Here is a 19,865-nt window from a genome sequence, read left to right on the forward strand (position 1 = left end):
CACGATGCGCCTGAGCCACGGCCGTGCGGCCGCGCTGATGGTGCTGGTGACCTTCCTGTGGAGCATCGCGGGGGTGGTCACGCGGCACCTGGAGGGCGCACGCAGCTTCGAGGTCACGTTCTGGCGCAGCGCGTTCTGCGTGCTGTTCCTGGGCGCGATGATCGCCTGGCAGCGTGGTGGCCTGAGCGTGCTGTGGCGCGACCTGACGGCCGGTGGCTGGCACGAGAAATGGCCGCTGTACGCGTCGGGCCTGTGCTGGACCTTCATGTTCACCAACTTCATGGTGGCCATGATGCTGACCAGCGTGGCCATGGTGCTGATCACGCTGGCCATGGCGCCGCTGATCACCGCGCTGTTCTCGCGCGTGTTCCTGCGCCACCCGCTGCCCGCGCGCACCTGGGGCGCCATCGCGGTGGCCGGCGCCGGCATCGCGTGGATGTTCGGGCAGCAGGCGCTGTCGGGCGGCACCTCGCTGACCGGCGCGCTGGTGGCCCTGGCCGTGCCCTTTGCCGGCGCCAGCAACTGGACGCTGATCCAGTGGCTGCACCGCCGTCATGCGCAGGACCCCTCGGTGCAGGAGCCCGACATGCTGCCCGCCGTGCTGATCGGCGCCATCGTGTCCTCGCTGCTCACGCTGCCGGCCGCGCTGCCGTTCCAGGCCAACGGGCATGACCTGGCGCTGCTGGGCCTGCTCGGCCTGATGCAGCTGGCCGTGCCGTGCCTGCTGGTGATCCAGGTGGTGCGCGTGCTGCCGGCCGCCGAGGTGTCGCTGATCGGCCTGCTGGAGGTCATCTTCGGCGTGCTGCTGGCCTGGGTGGGAGCGGGCGAAGCCCCGGGGCCCACCGCCTTGCAGGGCGGTGCGCTGGTGATCGGTGCGCTGCTGGTCAACGAGGCGCTGGCGCTGCGCCAGCGCAGCGCCGCGCCGGCCTGAACCCGGCCACACCGCGCGCCGGAACGCGCCACCGGCACGGGCAGAATCCGGCACCTCGCCCCAACGCCCGCCACCGCCGCGCACCGCCCATGCCACGCCGTTCCAACGCCCCGCTGCCCTATCCGCGGCTGGTGGGCATGGTCGATGGCAGCAGCGCCCACTTCGCGCTGGCCACCGCCCCCGCGGCCGCGCTGCAGCCACTCGACAGCCTGCGCTGCCACGCCCACCCGACGCTGGAAGAAGCACTGCGCGCCTGCCTGTCCCGGCTGGACGGCCCGCGGCCCACGGTGGCCGCGCTGGGCCTGGCCACCGCCGTCACCGGCGACCGCGTGCGCATGACCAACCACGGCTGGGCCTTCTCCACCCGCGAACTGCGGCGCGCACTCGGCCTCGACGAGTTGCTGGTCATCAACGACTTCTCGGCGCTGGCGCTGGCCTTGCCGCTGCTGCCGGCCGATGCCGCGCGCCCGGTGGGTGGCGGCGTGGGCGTGCCGGGGGCTGCCGTGGCGCTGATTGGCCCCGGGCCCGGCCTGGGTGTGTCGGGCCTGCTGCCATCGCTGGACGGACGCCAGCCCGTGCCGCTGGGCGGAGAGGGCGGCCATGCCAGCCTGTGCGCCCAGGACGCCGACGAGGCCGCGGTGCTGGCGCTGCTGCAACGCCGCTTCGGCCATGTGTCGGCCGAGCGTGCGCTGTCGGCGCCGGGCCTGCTGAACCTGGCCCTGGCCGTGGCCCAGCTGCGCGGCGAGCCCTGCCGTGTGGATGCGCCCGAGGCGGTGCTGCAGGCCGGCCTGGCCGGCACCGACGCGGTGTGCGAGCAGGCCTTGCAGCTGTTCGCCAGCCTGCTGGGCAGCACCGCCGGCAACCTGGCGCTGACGCTGGGCGCGCGCGGCGGCGTGTACCTCAGCGGCCCCATCGTCGCGCGCCTGGGCCGCTGGCTCGACCGCTCGCTGTTCCGCGAGCGCTTCGAGGGCAAGGGCCGGCTGCGCGCCTACCTGCACGCCATTCCCACCTGGGCGTTGACGCCCGATCCCATGCCCGGCCTGCTGGGCGCGGCGCGTGCGCTGTCGCTGCTGTCGCCGGGCTCGCCGCTCACCACCGCCGGCGCCGCGCGGCGCGGGCCCCGCGGCCTGCGGCGCAGCGGCGCGGCGGCGCTGCCGTCGGGCCAGCCGGACGCCTGACGCCCCCCGGCCACCCACCGCGCAACTGATACCCTCGACTCGATGACCCCGACCCGCCCGCTCGCCGACTGGACCTCGCCGCACACCGCCGACCCCGATGCCCCGCTGGTGCTGCGCTTTGCCGCCGTGGGTGATGTGGTGCTGCTCACCGTGCTGCTGGCCGCGCTGGCCCAGCGCTACGGCCGGCCGGTGCACCTGCTGTCGTCGGGCGAATGGACGCCGGTGCTGCTGGGCCATGACCCGGCGGTGAGCGAGTTGCGCCTGGTCACCAGCCGCCGCTCGCCGTACTGGTTGACGCCCAGCCGCTGGGCCGCAGCGCGCTACATCCGCGCCCACCGCGGGCCGATCTACCTGTGCGACCCCGACGAACATGCCGAGCGCGTGATCCGCGAGGCCGGTGTGCCCGAGGCGCAGCTGGTGCGGGCCTGGCAGCACTGGCCCGGCGACGGCATCCACTGGGCCGACTGGTGGCTGCAGATCGCCGCGCTGGATGCGTCATCGGCGCCGGGGCCCGACGAGCCCGTCACCGTGCCGGCGCGGCCGCGCCTGGCCGTGCCGCAAGCCTGGCATGCAGAAGCCCAGCGCTGGCTGCAAGCCCAGAGCCTGACGGGCCGGCCGCTGGTGCTGATCCAGCCCGGCCACAAGAAGACCTACAAGCGCGGGCGCATCGGCACCACCACGCACGACAAGCACTGGCCCGCCGAGCACTGGGCCACGGTGATCCGCGGCATCCTGGCCGAGCTGCCGGGCGCCGCGGTGCTGGTCAACGGCGCGCCGCGCGAGGCCGGACTGGTGCAGGAGGTGATCGACGCCGTCGGCGCGCCGGCCCACGGTGGCATGGTCGTCAACCTGGCGCGGCACCAGCCCACGTTGTCGCGCCTGGCAGCGCTGGCGTCCGTCGCCCACAGCATGGTGTCGGTGGACACCGGCCCGGCGCATGTGGCCGGCGCGATGGATTGCCCCCTGGTGGTGCTGTATGCCACCGCCGGCTGGGGCCGCTGGAAGCCGCGCGCGCCCACGTCCACCGTCACCGCGCTGGGCCCCGAGGCGCCCACGCCCACGGCCAAGCTGATGGATCTGACGCCCGAGGCCGCGCTGGCCGCGTGGCGCGCGCTGCCGCGTCGAAAGCCTGTCGCATGAGCACGCCGATGCTCGCCACCGTGGCGCTGCTGGTGCCCGACTACGACCCGGCCATCACCTTCTTCACCCAGGCGCTGGGCTTCACGCTGCTGGAAGACCGGCCGCAGGGCCCCGGCAAGCGCTGGGTGGTGGTGGCGCCGCCGGGCGGGCAGGGCAGTGCGCTGCTGCTGGCCCGCGCCGCCACGCCCGAGCAGCAGGCCGCCATCGGCCGCCAGGGCGCGGGCCGGGTGTGGCTGTTCCTGCGCACCGACGATTTCGCGCGCGATGCCCAGCGGCTCACTGCTCACGGCGCGCGCTTCACCGAAACCCCGCGCCACGAGCCCTATGGCACCGTGGCCGTGTTCGAGGATCCCTGGGGCAACCGCTGGGATCTGATCCAGCCCGCATGACCGCTGCCGTCTCTTCATTGAATCCGCTGGCCCGGCCCAGCGCCGAGCGCCTGGCTGCCGCCCGCGTGCTGGTGGTGGGCGATGCCATGCTCGACCGCTACTGGTTCGGCAACGTCGACCGCATCTCGCCCGAGGCGCCGGTGCCGGTGGTGCACGTGCAGCGCGAGGAGGAGCGCCTGGGTGGCGCCGCCAACGTGGCCTGGAACGTGCGCGCCCTCGGGGTACAGGCCACGCTGCTGACCGTGGTGGGCGACGACGAGCCCGCCCGTGTGCTGCAGCGCCTGCTGGCCGAGCAGGGCGTGGCCACGCTGCTGGGCCGCGACGCCGCGCTGCGCACCACCGTGAAGCTGCGCGTGGTGGGCCGCGCGCAGCAACTGATCCGCGTCGACTTCGAGACCGCGCCCGACCATGAGCTGCTGGCGCAGATGCTCACGGACTACGAGGCCGCCTTGCCGCAGCACGACGCCGTGCTGTTCAGCGACTACGGCAAGGGCGGCCTGGCCCATGTGGAACGCATGATCGGCCTGGCCGTGGCCGCCGGCAAACCGGTGCTGGTGGACCCCAAGGGCCGCGACTACAGCCGCTATGCCGGCGCCACCGTCATCACGCCCAACCGGGCCGAGCTGGCGCAGGCTGTGGGCCCATGGACCGACGAGGCCGACCTGCACCGGCGCGCCCATGCGCTGCGCACCGAGCTGCGCCTGGGCGGCCTGCTGGTCACGCGCTCGGAGGAGGGCATGACGCTGTTCGACGACGGCCCGGATGGCCTGCCGGGCCAATCTGGCCATCTGCACCAGCCGGCCCAGGCGCGCCAGGTGTTCGACGTCACCGGCGCCGGCGACACGGTGATTGCCACGCTGGCCGCGATGCTGGCCGCCGGCCTGCCGCTGCGCGAGGCGGTGCCGATCGCCAACCGCGCCGGCGGCATCGTGGTCAGCCGCTTCGGCACCGCCGCCGTGCGCTACGACGAACTGTTCGAGAACGATCCGAAAGACAAGGGCACCACGCCATGAAAGTCATCGTCACCGGCGCCGCCGGCATGATCGGCAGCAACCTGCTGCACGGCCTGAACGCGGCCGGCATCGACGACATCATCGCCGTCGACGACCTGACCGACGGCCCCAAGTACCGCAACCTGCTGGGCAGCCCCCAGGCCGCACGTTTCGCGGACTACTACGACCGCGCCGACTTCTACGACCGCTTCGCCCGTGGCGACTTCGGCCGCGTCGATGCCGTGCTACACCAGGGCGCCTGCTCCGACACCATGGAGCACGACGGCCAGTACATGCTGGCGCAGAACTACCGCTGCACCAAGGACCTGCTCGATGCCTGCCAGCGCCAGGGCGTGCGCCTGATCTACGCCTCGTCGGCCGCCACCTATGGCGGCGGCGATCGCTTCACCGAGCACCCAGACAACGAGGCGCCGCTGAACGTCTACGGCTACAGCAAGCTGCTCACCGACCAGGTGGTGCGCCGCATGATCGACGCGGCACCGCACCAGGTGGTGGGCCTGCGCTACTTCAACGTCTACGGCCCGCGCGAGCAGCACAAGGGCCGCATGGCCAGCGTGGCCTTCCACCATGTCAACCAGTTCCGCGCCGACGGCAAGGTCAAGCTCTTCGGCGCCTACAACGGGTATGGCCCGGGCGAGCAGTCGCGCGACTTCGTCTACGTGGACGACGTGGTGGCGGTGAACCTGTGGTTCCTGATGAACCCGCAGGCCCGTGGCATCGTCAACGTGGGCTCGGGCCGCGCCCAGCCCTTCAACGACGTGGCGGTGGGCGTGGTCAACGGCTGCCGTGCCGCGGCCGGCGAGGCGCCCTTGAGCCTGGCCGAACTGGTGGCGCGCGGGCTGATCGAGTACGTCGACTTTCCGCAGGCCCTGGTGGGCAGGTACCAGTGCTTCACCCAGGCCGACCTGACCGCGCTGCGCGCCACCGGCTGCGACGTGGCCTTCGCCGATGTGGCCAGCGGCGTGGCGCGTTATGTGGACTGGCTGCTGAAGCAGCCGGTGGCCTGAGTCGGGTGCACCCGCCAGGCGCCCGCCACCCACCCGCCGTCCGGCGCGCTCAAAGCCAGCGCCGCACCTGCTGGCAGTAGGCCACGTAGTCGGCGCCGAACAGCGACCGCATCGCGGCCTCTTCAGGCGGGATCTGGCGCCTGTCGATCCAGGCCACGAAGGCCAGCAGCGCCAGCACGCCCAGCGGCGTGGCCAGCACCGCCGACCAGCCGCCCAGCATCAGCGCCATGCCCAGGTACATGGGGTTGCGGCTGAAGCCGAACGGGCCGCCGCGCACCAGGCTGCTGGCCCGGTCCGGCGTGCGCGGGTCCAGCGTGGTGCGGGCCTGGCGGAAGTGCAGTGCCGCCCACAGCATCAGCGCCAGACCGGCCAGCAGCACGGCCGCGCCCAGCCCGCGCCACGCGCCGGCCAGCGGCAGCGCCCCGCCGGCCCAGGCAGCCGCCGCGCTGGCGGCCATCAGGCCGGCGGTCAGCAACAAGGGCGGCAGGCGCCGCGGGGCCGGGGCAGAAGGGGAGGCGGGCAGGTTCATGGCCGCGCCAGTGTCGCGCAAGGCTCAAGGCCGTGCCGGCAGGCTGGCGAAGAAGTTCCAGATCAGGGGCGTGGCGTCGAGGGCGGTGGAGGGCTCGGCATGGCCGCGCGGCTGCGTGCCACCGGGCCAGGAATGGCCGCCGCGCTCGGTGATGCAGGCCTGCACCACGCTGGCATCGCGGCACGGGCCGCTCAGTTCGCAGCGGGCGCCGGGCGTGTCCAGCACGGTGCGCGGCGGCGTGTCGGGGCAGGCGTCGCGGCTGCGCCAGCGGGCCAGCGTGTCGGGCACGCTGGCATGCGGGTGCTCGGCGCGCGTGAGGCTGCGCGGCCCCAGGCCGCCGTCGAAGGGCACATGGTCGTCGTCGCGGGCGTGGATGTGCAGCACGGCCACCGGGCGCGACGGCGTGCATTTCCGGGTGTTGTCGGTGCCGGCCACCGCGGCCACGGCGCGCACCGTGTCGGCCATCTCGCAGGCCAGGCGGTAGGCCATCATGCCGCCGTTGGACATGCCGGTGGCGAAGATGCGCTGGCCGTCGATGGCGTATCGGCCCTTCAGCTGCGCCACCAGCGCGCGGATGAAGCCGACGTCGTCGCTGCCCTGGTCGCGTGCCGCGCCGCAGCAGCCGCCGGCATTCCAGGTGGCCAGCTGGCCGCCCGGCAGGCGGCTGAAGCCGTTGGGAAACACCACGATGAAGCCGCTGCGCTCGGCCTGGCTGATCCAGCCGTAGAAGCGGTCGTTGGCCTGCACGTCCATGTTGCCGCCGCCGCCGTGCAGCGCGATCACCAGTGGCACCGGCTGGCCGGGCGTGAGGCCGGCCGGCACATGCACGCGGTACAGGCGGGTCTGGCCGGCGTGCACCAGGCTCAGCGGCTCGCCTTCGCCACCGCGCCTGGCGCCCAGCCGTTCGCGCAGCGTCTGGGCCGAGGCGGGGGCGAGGGCGCCCAAGGCGAATGCGGCCAGCAGCAGGCCGGCGAGGGCACGGCGCAGGCACAGTGACGTCATGCGTCGGCCACCATCCGTTCGACCTCGGCGCACAGGCTGTGGCCGATCAGGATGTGCGCCTCCTGGATGCGGGCGGTCACCGGGTTGGGCACCACCAGGGCCACGTCACACAGCGGCCCGATGGCGCCGCCGTCGCGGCCCAGCAGGCCGATCACGTGAATGCCCAGTTCACGGGCCGCCTGCACGGCGCGCAGCACGTTCGGGCTGTGGCCCGAGGTGGAGATGGCCACCAGCACGTCACCCGCGCGGCCCAGGCCGCGCAGCGGGCGCTCGAACACCTGGTCGAAACCGTAGTCGTTGCCGATGCAGCTCATCTGCGAGCTGTCGGTGTTCAGCGCGATGGCGGCCAGCGGCCGGCGGTCGTTGACGAAGCGGCCGGTGAACTCGGAGGCCAGGTGCTGGCTGTCGGCCGCCGAGCCGCCATTGCCGCAGAACATCAGCTTGCCGCCCTGGCGCAGGCTGTCGGCCATCACCAGGGCGGCCGCGCCCACCGACGGGGCCAGCGTGTCGAGCGTCGCGAACAGGCGGCGGTGTTCGTCCAGGAAGGCGAGGAACAGGGAGCTCACGGCGGGGGTGTCCAGGGTCGGAGGAAGGGTCTGCGGCATTGTGCCGGCTGGCTACACTGCCGCGCATGGAGCTTCTGGCCGATCACCCCAAGCTGCGCGCGGCGCAGCAGCACCTGCTCGACAACACCTGGCCGCGGCCGCTGGTCTTCACCAACGGCGTGTTCGATGTGCTGCACCGCGGCCATGTCAGCTACCTGGCGCGTGCCCGCGAGTTGGGCGCCGCACTGCTGGTGGCGGTGAACAGCGACAGCTCGGCCAAGCTGCTGGGCAAGGGCCCCGACCGTCCGCTGAACACCGCCGCCGACCGCGCCGTGGTGCTGGCCGCCCTCGAAGCGGTGGACTTCGTGCTGCCCTTTGACGAGCGCACGCCCTGCGCGCTGATCGAGCGCGTGCGGCCCGACGTCTACGTCAAGGGCGGCGACTACGACATGGAGACGCTGGAAGAGACCCGCCTGGTGCGCGGCTGGGGCGGGCAGTCGCTGGCCATCCCCTTCGTCGACGGCTACTCCACCACCTCGCTGGTGCAGCGCATCCGCGCCGGCGAGCCCGGCCGTGGCTGAGCCGCTGCGCCGCGCCGTCTTCCTCGACCGCGACGGCGTCATCAACACCGAGGTCGACTACCTGCACCGCATCGCCGACTTCGCCTTCGTGCCCGGCACGCCGCAGGCCCTGGCGCGGCTGCAGGCGGCCGGCTGGGCGCTGGTGGTGGTCACCAACCAGAGCGGCATCGCCCGCGGCTACTACACCGAGGCCGACTACCAGGCACTCACCGCCCACATCCGCGCCGAGCTGGCCCGCCATGGCGTCACGCTGGACGCGGTGCTGCATTGCCCGCACCTGCCCGATGCCACGGTGGCGGCCTACCGCCAGGACTGCGACTGCCGCAAGCCGGCGCCCGGGATGATCCTGCATGCCGCGGCCGAACTCGGCCTGGACTTGCCGGCCTCGGTGATCGTGGGCGACAAGGGCTCCGACCTGCAGGCCGGCCGCGCCGCCGGCGTGGGCTACGGCGTGCTGGTGCGCAGCGGCCACGCCCCGAAGCCCGCCGACGAGGCTGCCGCCGACGCGGTGCACGACAGCCTGGCGCACTGGGTCGACCACCTGCTGGCCCAGCCCGCCGGGCGCTGATTCAGGTCAAGCACCGTCCGCGGCCTGGGGACAACACCGGGCCGACGCGGCCAGCCCGCGGCCTACCATGAGTCCATGAAACAGCTCAGCGGCCTGGACGCGACCTTCCTCTTCCTCGAGACCGACGAGATGCCGATGCACGTGGGCTCGGCCCATGTGTTCGAGCTGCCGCCGGGCACGCGCGGCAAGTTCGTCACGCGGCTGCGCAAGCACATGGCCGAGCGCGTGCCGCTGTCGCCGGTGTTGCGCCAGCGCCTGTGGTGGATGCCGTTGAACCTGGCCAATCCGGCCTGGGTGGATGCCGAGCCCGACCTGAAGTGGCATGTGGTCGAGGAGAAGCTGCCCGCCAGCGCGCCCAGCCCGCAGGCGGCGCTGGAAGCGGTGATCGGTCGCCTGCACGCCACGCGGCTGGACCGCGGCCGCCCGCTGTGGCGCATGCACGTCGTCGAGGGCCTGCCGCCCGGCCCCCAGGGCCAGCGTCGCCTGGGCCTGTACATTCAGATGCACCATGCCGCCGCCGATGGCCAGGCCGCCGTGGCCCTGGCCCAGGTGCTGCTGGACCTGCAGCCCGAGGGCCGCAAGATCGAGTTGCGGCCCAGCAAGCGCCAGAAGGTGTTCGAGCTGGGCTCGGCCACCATGCTGCGCAGTGCGCTGGCCAACGAGGCGGCGCAGGTGCTGCGCATCGTCAAGGGCCTGCCCGGCACCGTGGGCACGCTGGCCGGCGCAGCAGGCGATGCGCTCAAGCACAGCGCGCTGCTGGGCGATGGCCGCGGCAGCGCCTTCGGCAACCTGAGCCTGGCGCCGCGCACGCCGTTCAACGTCAACGTGGGCACCGGCCGCGCCTTTGCCGGCCTGAGCCTGCCGCTGCACACGCTGAAGGATGTGGCCCACGCCCACGAGGCCACGCTCAACGACATCGTGCTGTACCTGTGCAGCACCGCCTTGCGCCGCTACCTGGCCCACCACCAGGCGCTGCCGCGCAAGAGCCTGGTGGCGGCGGTGCCGATCTCGCTGCGCGCCAAGGGCGATACCACGGCCGACAACCAGGCCTCGATGAGCCAGGTGAGCCTGGGCACGCACCTGTCCGATCCGCGCCGGCGCCTCGCCCACATCAAGGCCGCCACCGCCGCGATGAAGGCCACCATGGGCAGCCTGAAGAGCGTACTGCCGACCGACTTTCCGTCGATCGGCGTGCCCTGGCTGATGGAGGCGCTGACCGCGCTGTACGGCAAGGCCCGCGTGGCCGAGCGCGTGCCCCAGCTGGCCAATGTGGTGATCAGCAACGTGCCCGGCCCGCCGGTGCCGCTGTACATGGCCGGCGCGCGCATGCTGAGCAACTGGCCCACGTCCATCGTGGCGCATGGCGTGGCGCTGAACATCACGGTCGAGAGCTACGCCGACCAGATGGAGTTCGGCCTGGTGGCCGATGCCACCGCCGCGGCCGACATGCGCCGCCTGGCCGAGGCGCTGCAGGCCGCGTTCGACGAACTGCCGCTGCTGGCGCCGCGCCAACGCCCCACCGGCGCCGCCGCCTTGCCCGAACTGGCGCGCACCGGCCGTCAGGTGGCGGGGCAGATCGCGGGCCGCATGGCCGGCAAGGTGGCCGAGGGCGTGATGCAGCGCGTGGGCGGCGTGGTCAAGTCGGCCGTGGACACCGTGACCCAGGGCGTGGTGCGTGGCGCTGTGCAAGGTGTGGTGGCGGCGCGCACCGGCAAGGCCGGCGCCAAGCCGGCCCAGCCGGTGAAAGCGGGCCGGGCCGCCAAGACCGGCAAGGCACCCGCGCGCAAGAAGGCCAAGGCCGCCGGCCTGCGATGATCGGCCCTGACACGCACCACCACGCGCAGGGCAGGGCATGAGGATCAGCGCCAACGGCATCGCCATCGAAGTCGACATCCAGGGCCCGGCCGACGGCGAGCCGCTGCTGCTGATCATGGGCCTGGGCATGCAGCTCACCGGCTGGCCCGACGAACTGGTGGCCGACCTGGCCGGACGCGGCCACCGCGTCATCCGCTTCGACAACCGTGACGCGGGCCTCAGCCAGCGCTTCGACGACGCCGGCCTGCCCAGCCTGTGGCGCGCCGCGCTGCGCCACACGCTGCACTTGCATGTGTCGTCACCTTACCGGCTGCGCGACATGGCCGAGGACAGCGTGGCCGTGCTCGATGCGCTGGGCATCGCCAGCGCCCATGTGTGCGGCGCCTCGATGGGCGGGATGATCGCCCAGCATGTGGCGGCGCGGCACCCGCAGCGGGTGAAGAGCCTCACGCTGATCATGACCACCAGCGGCCACTGGCGCCTGCCGCAGCCGGGCTGGACGGTGCGCCAAGCCCTGCTGCGCCGCCCGCGCAGCGAATCCGTCGCCGACGTGGTGGCGCACCTGACCAGCCTGTTCGGCCTGATCGGCAGCCCGGGCTGGCGCGACGACCCGGCGCGGGTGAAGGCACGCATGGAAGCCTCGGTGCGCCGCGCCTGGAACCCCGCCGGCACCGCGCGCCAACTGGTGGCCGTGGCGGCCGATGGCGACCGCAGTCCGCTGCTCGGCCAGATCCACGCACCCACCCAGGTGATCCACGGCGCCGCCGATCCGCTGGTGCCGCCCGAGGGCGGGCGCGACCTGGCGCGCAAGATCCACGGCGCCCAGCTGGAACTGATCGACGGCATGGGCCACGACCTGCCGCTGGCGCTGCTGCCGCGCATCGCGGCGCTGATCGCCGGCAATGCGCAGCGCGCCGGACCAAGCGCCTGACCACCCGCCACGCGCTGACCCCGGCCCGCCGCAGGCACCGGGGATAATCCGGGGGTGTACGAGAACGCCTCCGCCCCCGCGCCCAGCCCCTGGCGCCTGTCCGTCGCGCCGATGCTCGACTGGACCGATCGCCACTGCCGCTTCTTCCACCGACTGATCACGCGCCACACCCGGCTGTACACCGAGATGGTGACCACCGGCGCGCTGATCCACGGCGACCAGCACCGCCACCTCGACTTCAATGCCGAAGAGCACCCGGTGGCGCTGCAACTCGGCGGCAGCGAGCCCGATGACCTGGCCGCCTGCGCCCGCTTCGCGCAGCAGCGGGGCTATGACGAGGTGAACCTGAACTGCGGCTGCCCCAGCGAGCGGGTGCAGCGCGGCGCCTTCGGCGCCTGCCTGATGGCCGAGCCGGCCCTGGTGCGCGACGGCGTCAAGGCCATGAACGACGCGCTGGGCGGCGCGTTGCCGGTGACCGTGAAGCACCGCATCGGCATCGACCGCATCGAGGCCTACGGCTTCGTGCGCGACTTCGTCGGCACCGTGGCCGAGGGCGGCTGCACGGTGTTCATCGTGCATGCGCGCAACGCCTGGCTGCAGGGCCTGAGCCCGAAGGAGAACCGCGAGATCCCGCCGCTGCGCTACGACCTGGTGGCGCAGCTCAAGCGCGAGTTTCCGCAGCTCACCATCGCGATCAACGGCGGCCTGGCCACCGACGTGCAGATCGCCGAGCAGCTGGACCCGGCCGGCGCCGCACTCGATGGCGTGATGGTGGGCCGCGAGGCGTACCACAACCCCGCGGTGATGGCCGGCTGGGATGCGCGCTTCTTCGGCGATGGCACGCGCCTGGACGCCGACGACGACTGGCGCCTGGCCATCGAGCAGCAGATGGTGGCCTACATGGCGCGCCAGCAGGCCGAACGCGGCACGCCGTGGGCCCACATCGCCCGCCACATGCTGGGCCTGTGGAACGGCCGCCCCGGTGCACGCCGCTGGCGCCAGGTGTGGAGCGACCACCGGCTGAAGGGCGAGCCGGCCGCCGAGGTGGCACGCCAGGCGCTGCACGCGCGCACGGCCTGAATCAAGGGCCCGGGGCCGAGGCATCATCGGGGCTCCTGTACGCAGCACAACAGCCCCCATGACCCTTCCCACAGCCCAGATCGGCATCGTCGGCGGCAGCGGCCTGTACGACCTGCCGGGCCTGACCGACACCGCCTGGACCACGGTCGACACCCCCTGGGGCGCGCCCAGCGACCAGGTGTTCACCGGCACGCTGCCCACACCGCAGGGTGGCGTGCGCCTGGCCTTCCTGCCGCGCCACGGCCGGGGCCACCGGCTCACGCCCAGCCAGGTGCCGTACCGCGCCAACATCGCGGCGCTGAAGATGCTGGGCTGCACCGACGTGCTCTCGCTCAGCGCCGTGGGCAGCCTGCGGGCCGATCTGCCGCCGGGGCATTTCGTCGTCGTCGACCAGTTCATCGACCGCACCGTGGGCCGCGCGGCCAGCTTCTTCGAGAGCGGCCTGGTGGCCCATGTGTCGCTGGCGCATCCCACCTGCAGCCGGCTGGGCGACCATGTGCAGACGGCGCTCGGCGCCATCGGCGTGCCGCATGTGCGTGGCGGCACCTACATCGCCATCGAGGGGCCGCAGTTCAGCACGCTGGCCGAGAGCCGGCTCTACCGCAGCTGGAATGCCGACGTGATCGGCATGACCAACCTGCCCGAAGCGCGCCTGGCCCGCGAGGCCGAGCTCTGCTATGCCAGCGTGAGCATGGTGACCGACTTCGACTGCTGGCACCCTGACCACGACCATGTGACCGTGGAAGCCGTGATCGCCGCTTTGAGCGGCAACGCCGGCAACGCCAAGACCCTGGTGGCGCACAGCGCGCCAGGCATCGCCGCCGATGGCCACGGGCCCGGCTGCGCCTGCCGCCGCGCGCTGGACCATGCGCTGATCACCGCCCCCACCGCACGCGACCCGGCGGTGGTGGCACGGTTGCGCACCATCGCCGGGAGGGTGCTGTGAAGGTCGCCGGCGTCCACCGCCGCACCATCTGGCCGACCGAGGACGGCGAGGCCGTGGAGATCATCGACCAGCGCCACCTGCCGCACGAATGGCGCGTGGCACGGCTGGCGCAGATCGACGCGGTGCACCATGCCATCGCCGACATGTGGGTGCGCGGCGCGCCGCTGATCGGCGTGACCGCAGCCTATGGCCTGGCGCTGCAATGCCGCCATGCCGCCACCGATGCCGCGCTGACTGAAGCCAAGGCCTACCTCGACGGCGCGCGACCGACAGCCGTGAACCTGGCCTGGGCCACCGAGCGCATGGTGAGCGCGCTGCGCGCCTTGCCCGAGGCCGAGCGCGCCAGCGCCGCCTGGGCGCTGGCCGCCGCGCTGGCCGACGAGGACGTGGCCACCAACGCCGCCATCGGCCGCCACGGACTGGACATCCTGCGCTCGCTGGCCGCGCGCCACCCGCACCGCCCGTTGAACGTGCTGACCCACTGCAATGCCGGCTGGCTGGCCACGGTGGACTGGGGTACGGCCATCGCCCCGATCTACCAGGCCCACGAGGCCGGCCTGGCCGTGCATGTGTGGGTGGACGAGACGCGACCGCGCAACCAGGGCGCCAGCCTCACGGCGTGGGAACTGGGCCAGGCCGGCATCCCGCACACCGTGGTGGCCGACAACACCGGCGGCCACCTGATGCAGCACGGCCTGGTGGACGTGGTGATCGTGGGCACCGACCGGGTCAGCGCCCGCGGTGACGTGTGCAACAAGATCGGCACCTACCTGAAGGCCCTGGCCGCGCACGACAACGGCGTGCCCTTCTACGTGGCCATGCCGTTCTCGACGCTGGACCCCACGCTGAACGACGGCCTGGCCGAGATCCCGATCGAAGCCCGCTCGCCACGCGAGGTGACGCACATCACCGGCCGCGACGCCACCGGCCGGCGGGTGGAGGTGCAGCTGACACCCGACGGCAGCCCGGCGCTGAACTACGGCTTCGACGTGACGCCGGCGCGGCTGGTGACGGGCTTGATCACCGAGCGCGGGGTGCTGGCTGCGCAGGAGGCGGCGATCCGCGACGCCCTGGCCAGGTCGCCATCACCAGCCCCGTGAGCGCCAGCGCCAGCGCCACGCCGTGCAGCGGCGTCACGGCCTCGCCGAGCAGGCCCACGCCCACCGCGGCGGCGGCGATCGGCAGACACACGGTGAACACCCCCGCCTGCGGTGCCGGCACGTGCACCAGGCCCTTCATCCACAGCCACACGGTCACCATGCTGGCGGCCAGCGCGTAGAACAGCAGCAGCGCCCAGGTGGCGCCGGGCACGGCGGCAAAGTCGAAGCGCAAGGCCTGCCACAGGCCCAGCGGTGTCACCAGGGCCAGGCCCCACAGGTTGATCAGCGCGCTGATGCGGCGCGGGCTCACGCGGCCGGTGAGCTGCTTGCCGATGACCACGTAGGCTGCCTCGCAGAACACCGCGCCCAGCAGCAGCGCATGGCCCAGCAGCGGCGCCCAGCCGCCCAGGGTCGTGGCCGGGGCAGGGGATGCCGCCGCCGTGGGCGCCGCGGGTGAGCGCGCCAGCGCCAGCAGCGCGATGCCGGTGGCCGCGCAGGCGATGGCGGCGGCCGTGCGCCGGCCGATGCGCTCGGCCAGGAACACGCGCGACAGGATGGCCACGGCCGCCGGAATGGCCGCCATCACCACGCCGGCCGACAGCGCCGAGGTGAGCTGCACACCGAACAGCATGCAGATGCTGAACAGGAAGTTGCCGAGAAAGCTCTCCCAGAACAGCAGCTTGCGGTCGTGCGCCGACAGCGGTGGCTCGTCATCGGCGCGCCGGACCCAGTGCGCCATGGCCACGGCCGCGATGCCGAAGCGCAGCCAGGCCAGCAGGAACACCGGGAACACCGCCACCAGCAGGCGCGACAGGCCCACGTAGCTGCCCACCAGGGCCATGCTGGCAGCCAGCAGGGCGTAGGCGTGCAGCGGTGGACGGTGGGGCTCAGAACGAATAGGTCATGCCCACGTTGAAGTAGCGGCCCACGGCGCCGTCCTGGTGCAGCGAGGGGTTGTAGTGCGCGCCGCCGGCCGCCACGCCGCCGCCCGACGAGCTGGATGCGAAGGCGTCGATCGGCGCCTTGCGGTCGAACAGGTTGATGACCGAGAAGCGCCACTGCAGCGCCGGGCTCTGCGTGTAGCGCAGCGACAGGTTGCTGGTGGTGAAGCTGCCCACGCGGCACAGGCTGCTGCCGGACGGCGCACCGTTGGGGTAGATGTACGACAGCGCGGCGCTGCAGTCATTGATGTCGTAGCTGGGGTCCACCACCGAGAAGCTGCTGGTGTACTGCGTGGTGCTGGAGATCTCCAGCGGCCCGCGCGCCCAGGTCAGCGTCAGGCCGACGCGGTCGCGCGGCGTGCCGGTGTTGGTGGACACGAAGCTGGGCCCGTGCGTGCCCGCCAGTTCGTAGCGCTTGCCGTCGCGGTCGATGGTGTAGTGGAACATGTGGGTCCACTGGATCTGCGCGCTGAACTTGTCGCCACCGCTCTCCCAGCGGCCGCGCAGGTCCACATCGAGGCCGTCGGTGCGGGTCTGGCCGACGTTCAGGAACGGGTAGGTGCCGTACAGGATGGTGTCGTCGGCGCCGGTGGGCGCGGCGTTGGCCACCGTCGGGCTGTTCACGCGGTACAGCTGGGTGCCGTAGGCCGTGGGGTTGTCGATCTGCGCCTGGCCGAACAGGCCCACCGAGACGATCTGGTTGCTGATGCGCACATCGTAGTAGTCGACCGAGAGGTTGATGTTCGGCGTCGGCTCGAAGATCAGGCCCAGCGTGTACGAGCGCGACTTCTCGGGCTTGAGGTCCTTGCCCGGCAGTTGCAGCTGGGTGCCGCCCACGCCGATGTCGCACGGGCTGCGGCCGATGGCGGCGCACAGCGCGGTGTCGTACAGCGCGGGCAGGAAGCCGGCGCTGGAGCCCGAGGTGCCGATCTCCACCGGGTTGGGCGCGCGGAAGCCGCCGGCATAGGTGCCGCGCAGCGTCAGCGTCTTGGTGGGCGTGTACTTGGCGCCGAACTTGGGCGTGACCGACGAGCTCTGGCCCACATAGCGGTCGATGCGGGCGGCCGCATCCAGCTGCAGCGTCTTGCTGACCGGTGCATGCAGCTCCACATAGGCGGCCTGGATGTTCTGCGTGCCCACGCCGAAGGCGTAGATGTTGCTGGACTGCGTGCCGTTGGCGAAGGCGTCGGGGAAGCGCTCGTTCAGCTCGCGGTGCATCAGCTCGACGCCGGTGCCGATGGCCAGGTCGCCGCCAGGCAGCTTGCCGATCTCGCGCGTGGCGCGCAGGTTCACGAACTGCAGGTCGTTGGTGCTGGTGCTGCTGGCGCGCGGCGTCAGGCCGGCGATCACCGCGGCGCTGTTGCTGCCGCCCACCACGTAGCTGCCGTTGTTCAGCGCCGCCTGCAGCAGCGGCAGGCTGACGTAGTTGTGCATGTCCAGCCGGGTGCTGACGCGGGTCAGGCCCAGGCTGGCCTGCACGTCCCAGTCGCGCCAGGTGCCGCCGGCGGTGGCCACCAGGCGGTACGAGCGGCTGTCGGTCTTGCTGCGCTGGGCGCCCAGGTCGCTCAGCGTGGCATCCACCGGCGCACCGGTGGCGGGGTCAATGATGTTGGTGCCGTTCAGCGTGGTGGGCACCGGGTTCGGGTTGCTTGCGCCGAACCGGAAGCTGGTGATGCCGGCCGACGGCGACACCCAGTTCAGCAGGCCCACCTGCTCGGCCTGGCTGCCCAGCATCGAGGCCGACAGGTCGGCCGTCCAGTCGCCGGCCAGGCGCGTGGTCAGACGGCCCAGCACGCTGTAGGTGCGCGTGCGCGGCGCCACCTGCAGTTCGCCGTTGTCGGGCGGGTAGCCGTCGGAGATGCCGCCCCAGGCGCTGTAGTCGCTGGTGGTCAGGTAGGAGCGTTGGCTCAGCAGGATGGGGCGGCGCTCGCGGAAGTCGGCCGACAGGTAGCCGGCGATGCCGTCCTTGGCCAGGTCACCGAAGCCGCGGATGCCCGACACATGCACCGAGCGGCCGCCGCCATGCTGGGCGCCGCCCAGCTCGGCATGCAGCGTGGTGCCCTTGTGCGACTTCTTCAGGATGACGTTGACCACGCCGGCCATCGCATCGGAGCCGTAGATGGCCGAGGCGCCGTCCTTCAGCACCTCGATGCGTTCCACCGCGTCGATCGGGATCGAGTTGATGTCGACGAAGTCGCGCTGGCCGTCGTCGGGCAGCGGGTACGAGGCCATGCGCTGGCCGTCGATCAGCACCAGCGTGGCGCCCACGGTCAGGCCGCGCAGCGAGATGCCGCTGCCACCGGCGCCGAAGGCCGCCGGCGTGGCCTGGCCCAGCGAGCCCATGTTGTTGGCCGACAGGCTGCCCAGCACGTCGGCCATGGAGCTGTAGCCCGAGCGGGCGATGTCCTGCGCGCTGAGCGTGAGCACCGGGCTGGGCGTCTCGCTGTCGGCGCGGCGGATGTGCGAGCCGGTGATCACGACGCGGCTGGTCGCGGCCTCCTGGGCCTGCACCGGCGTGGCCCCACTGGCGGCCACCAGCGCAGCGGCGGCGGCCACGGGGGTCAGGAAGCCGGCGCGGGCCGACACGAGGGCTTTCAGGGTTCGCATGTCCATCCTCCAGGGCATTGCAGTTCGCGAGCGGATGCTATCGGCGAAGGCCCAGCAAGATGAGTGCCGCACGCGCTTTGCCAGCCCAACGTTGCCGCGCTGCGACAGTGCCGTGTCGCGGGCGTGAAGCCCGCGTGCGCCTGACGGCCCTCAGCCCTGCAGCCAGCCCTGGCGCTGCGCATCGGCCAGCGTCAGGTCCAGGCAGCGGCGGATCAGCGCCACCATCTCGTCGACCTGCGCGCGGGTGATGACCAGCGGCGGCGCGATGATCATGCGGTCGCCCACGGCGCGCATGATCAGGCCGTTGGCAAAGCAGTGGCCGCGGCACACCATGCCGATGCCCACCGCGGGGTCGAAGGGCGTCAGCTTCGCCTGGTCCTTGACCAGCAGCAGTGCCCCCATCAGGCCGCAGGTCTCGGCCGTGCCCACCAGCGGGTGCTCGGCCAGCTGCGCGAAAGCCTGGGCCAGGTAGGGGCCCACGTCGTCGTGCACATGCTCCACCAGCTTCAGCTGCTGGATCAGCCGGATGTTGGCCAGCGCCACCGCGCAGGCCACCGGATGGCCGCTGTAGGTGTAGCCATGCTCGAACTCGCCGCCTTGCTCGATCAGCACCCGGGCCACGCGGTCGCCCACCATCACGCCGCCCAGCGGGATGTAGCCGCTGGTGACGCCCTTGGCAAAGGTCATCAGATCGGGGCGGAAGCCGAAGCGCTCGCAGCCGAACCAGTGGCCGGTGCGGCCGAAGCCGCAGATCACCTCGTCGCTGACCAGCAGGATGCCGTAGCGGTCGCAGATCTTCTGGATCTCGGGCCAGTAGGTCTCGGGCGGGATGATCACGCCGCCGGCACCCTGCACCGGCTCGCCGATGAAGGCCGCCACCTTCTCGGGGCCCACCTCAAGGATCTTCCGCTCCAGCCACGAGGCGGCCAGGCGGCCGAAGTCGTCGCGGCTCATACCCTGGCCGTGCTGCACCCAGTAGGGCTGGTCGATGTGGGTGATGTTCGGGATCGGCAGACCGCCTTGCTCGTGCATGGCCGCCATGCCGCCCAGCGAGGCGCCGGCCATGGTGCTGCCGTGGTAGGCGTTGTGGCGGCTGATGATGACCTGGCGCTCGGGCTGGCCCAGCACCTGCCAGTAGCGGCGCACCATGCGCACCACGGTGTCGTTGCCTTCCGAGCCCGAACCGGCGAAGAACACGTGGCTGAACTGCGGCGGCGTCACCTCGGCCAGCAGTTCGGCCAGCGCCACGGCCGGCGGTGTGGTGGTCTGGAAGAAGCTGTTGTAGAACGGCAGCTCGGCCAGCTGCTGCGTGGCGGCATCGATCAGCGCGCGCTGGCCGTAGCCCACGTTCACGCACCACAGGCCGCTCATCGCATCGAGGATCTTGTGGCCCTCGCTGTCCCAGAGGTAGATGTTGTCGGCGCGCGTGATGACGCGCGAGCCCTTCCTGGCCAGGCTCTGGTAGTCGGTGAAGGGGTGCAGGAAATGGGCCGAATCGGCGGCCTGCCATTCACGAGTCGTACGGGTGGGGATCATGGTGGATTCCTTGTCGGTCGGCCGGG

At 72.3% G+C, this 19,865-nt stretch carries 19 protein-coding genes; 13 read left to right on the forward strand and 6 right to left on the reverse strand.

Annotation, left to right across the window (positions count from 1 at the left end; all coding sequences use genetic code 11):
* The first annotated feature begins 4 nt into the window (after positions 1–4).
* The 6 genes from AACH10_RS18455 to rfaD all read left to right on the forward strand — a co-directional run bounded on the left by AACH10_RS18455 (position 5) and on the right by rfaD (position 5,658).
* Positions 5–931: a DMT family transporter gene (locus AACH10_RS18455; RefSeq protein ID WP_341411956.1), complete on the forward strand. Its 927-nt coding sequence runs from the start codon at positions 5–7 to the stop codon at positions 929–931.
* 89 nt (positions 932–1,020) lie between these two features.
* A complete protein-coding gene (gene glk / locus AACH10_RS18460; protein WP_341411957.1) occupies positions 1,021–2,109 on the forward strand; it encodes a glucokinase in 1,089 nt (362 codons plus the stop codon).
* A 42-nt stretch (positions 2,110–2,151) separates the two neighbouring features.
* A complete protein-coding gene (locus AACH10_RS18465; RefSeq protein ID WP_341411958.1) occupies positions 2,152–3,249 on the forward strand; it encodes a glycosyltransferase family 9 protein in 1,098 nt (365 codons plus the stop codon).
* Entirely contained in the window at positions 3,246–3,638 is a 393-nt protein-coding gene (locus AACH10_RS18470) for a VOC family protein (protein WP_341411959.1), read from the forward strand. The genes AACH10_RS18465 and AACH10_RS18470 overlap by 4 nt, the downstream gene beginning before the upstream one ends.
* Entirely contained in the window at positions 3,635–4,651 is a 1,017-nt protein-coding gene (rfaE1, locus tag AACH10_RS18475; protein ID WP_341411960.1) for a D-glycero-beta-D-manno-heptose-7-phosphate kinase, read from the forward strand. Before AACH10_RS18470 ends, rfaE1 begins: the two co-directional genes overlap by 4 nt.
* Positions 4,648–5,658: an ADP-glyceromanno-heptose 6-epimerase gene (gene rfaD / locus AACH10_RS18480; protein WP_341411961.1), complete on the forward strand. Its 1,011-nt coding sequence runs from the start codon at positions 4,648–4,650 to the stop codon at positions 5,656–5,658. The genes rfaE1 and rfaD overlap by 4 nt, the downstream gene beginning before the upstream one ends.
* A gap of 49 nt (positions 5,659–5,707) precedes the next feature.
* On the opposite strand, the gene AACH10_RS18485 is transcribed toward rfaD, so the two are convergent.
* The 3 genes from AACH10_RS18485 to AACH10_RS18495 are packed head-to-tail and all read right to left on the reverse strand — an operon-like array spanning position 5,708 to position 7,755.
* Complete coding sequence (locus AACH10_RS18485; RefSeq protein WP_341411962.1) at positions 5,708–6,187, reverse strand: methyltransferase family protein; 480 nt, start codon at positions 6,185–6,187, stop codon at positions 5,708–5,710.
* Between the two features lie 24 nt (positions 6,188–6,211).
* On the reverse strand, positions 6,212–7,189 hold the full coding sequence (locus AACH10_RS18490; protein WP_341411963.1) for an extracellular catalytic domain type 1 short-chain-length polyhydroxyalkanoate depolymerase: 978 nt from the start codon (positions 7,187–7,189) through the stop codon (positions 6,212–6,214).
* Positions 7,186–7,755: a D-sedoheptulose-7-phosphate isomerase gene (locus AACH10_RS18495; RefSeq protein ID WP_341411964.1), complete on the reverse strand. Its 570-nt coding sequence runs from the start codon at positions 7,753–7,755 to the stop codon at positions 7,186–7,188. Before AACH10_RS18495 ends, AACH10_RS18490 begins: the two co-directional genes overlap by 4 nt.
* Before the next feature lie 65 nt (positions 7,756–7,820).
* On the opposite strand from AACH10_RS18495, the gene rfaE2 reads away from it, so the two are divergent.
* The 7 genes from rfaE2 to mtnA all read left to right on the forward strand — a co-directional run bounded on the left by rfaE2 (position 7,821) and on the right by mtnA (position 14,755).
* Complete coding sequence (gene rfaE2 / locus AACH10_RS18500; RefSeq protein WP_341411965.1) at positions 7,821–8,315, forward strand: D-glycero-beta-D-manno-heptose 1-phosphate adenylyltransferase; 495 nt, start codon at positions 7,821–7,823, stop codon at positions 8,313–8,315.
* Positions 8,308–8,883 (forward strand): D-glycero-beta-D-manno-heptose 1,7-bisphosphate 7-phosphatase, encoded by a 576-nt coding sequence (gmhB, locus tag AACH10_RS18505; protein WP_341411966.1) that lies wholly within the window; start codon positions 8,308–8,310, stop codon positions 8,881–8,883. The genes rfaE2 and gmhB overlap by 8 nt, the downstream gene beginning before the upstream one ends.
* Positions 8,884–8,958: 75 nt before the next feature.
* The gene (locus tag AACH10_RS18510) at positions 8,959–10,698 is read left to right on the forward strand and encodes a wax ester/triacylglycerol synthase family O-acyltransferase (RefSeq protein WP_341411967.1); all 1,740 of its coding nucleotides are present in this window, start codon (positions 8,959–8,961) and stop codon (positions 10,696–10,698) included.
* 37 nt (positions 10,699–10,735) lie between these two features.
* The gene (locus AACH10_RS18515; RefSeq protein ID WP_341411968.1) at positions 10,736–11,629 is read left to right on the forward strand and encodes an alpha/beta fold hydrolase; all 894 of its coding nucleotides are present in this window, start codon (positions 10,736–10,738) and stop codon (positions 11,627–11,629) included.
* 54 nt (positions 11,630–11,683) lie between these two features.
* Complete coding sequence (gene dusA / locus AACH10_RS18520; RefSeq protein ID WP_341411969.1) at positions 11,684–12,709, forward strand: tRNA dihydrouridine(20/20a) synthase DusA; 1,026 nt, start codon at positions 11,684–11,686, stop codon at positions 12,707–12,709.
* Positions 12,710–12,767: 58 nt separating this feature from the next.
* Positions 12,768–13,655: an S-methyl-5'-thioadenosine phosphorylase gene (locus tag AACH10_RS18525; RefSeq protein ID WP_341411970.1), complete on the forward strand. Its 888-nt coding sequence runs from the start codon at positions 12,768–12,770 to the stop codon at positions 13,653–13,655.
* Positions 13,652–14,755 carry an S-methyl-5-thioribose-1-phosphate isomerase gene (mtnA, locus tag AACH10_RS18530; protein ID WP_341411971.1) on the forward strand — a complete coding sequence of 368 codons (1,104 nt, stop codon included), beginning with the start codon at positions 13,652–13,654 and terminating at the stop codon, positions 14,753–14,755. Before AACH10_RS18525 ends, mtnA begins: the two co-directional genes overlap by 4 nt.
* Here the strand turns inward: mtnA and AACH10_RS18535 are convergent.
* The 3 genes from AACH10_RS18535 to AACH10_RS18545 form a co-directional block, all read right to left on the reverse strand.
* Entirely contained in the window at positions 14,676–15,596 is a 921-nt protein-coding gene (locus AACH10_RS18535) for a DMT family transporter (protein ID WP_423228625.1), read from the reverse strand. The two genes, mtnA and AACH10_RS18535, sit on opposite strands and share 80 nt — an antisense overlap.
* A 46-nt stretch (positions 15,597–15,642) precedes the next feature.
* Entirely contained in the window at positions 15,643–18,303 is a 2,661-nt protein-coding gene (locus AACH10_RS18540; protein ID WP_341411972.1) for a TonB-dependent receptor plug domain-containing protein, read from the reverse strand.
* 150 nt (positions 18,304–18,453) lie between these two features.
* Positions 18,454–19,839: an aspartate aminotransferase family protein gene (locus AACH10_RS18545; RefSeq protein WP_341411973.1), complete on the reverse strand. Its 1,386-nt coding sequence runs from the start codon at positions 19,837–19,839 to the stop codon at positions 18,454–18,456.
* Positions 19,840–19,865 lie beyond the last annotated feature (26 nt).

It is taken from the genome of Pseudaquabacterium inlustre (assembly GCF_038066595.1).
Classification (GTDB): Bacteria; Pseudomonadota; Gammaproteobacteria; order Burkholderiales; family Burkholderiaceae_C; genus Pseudaquabacterium; species Pseudaquabacterium inlustre.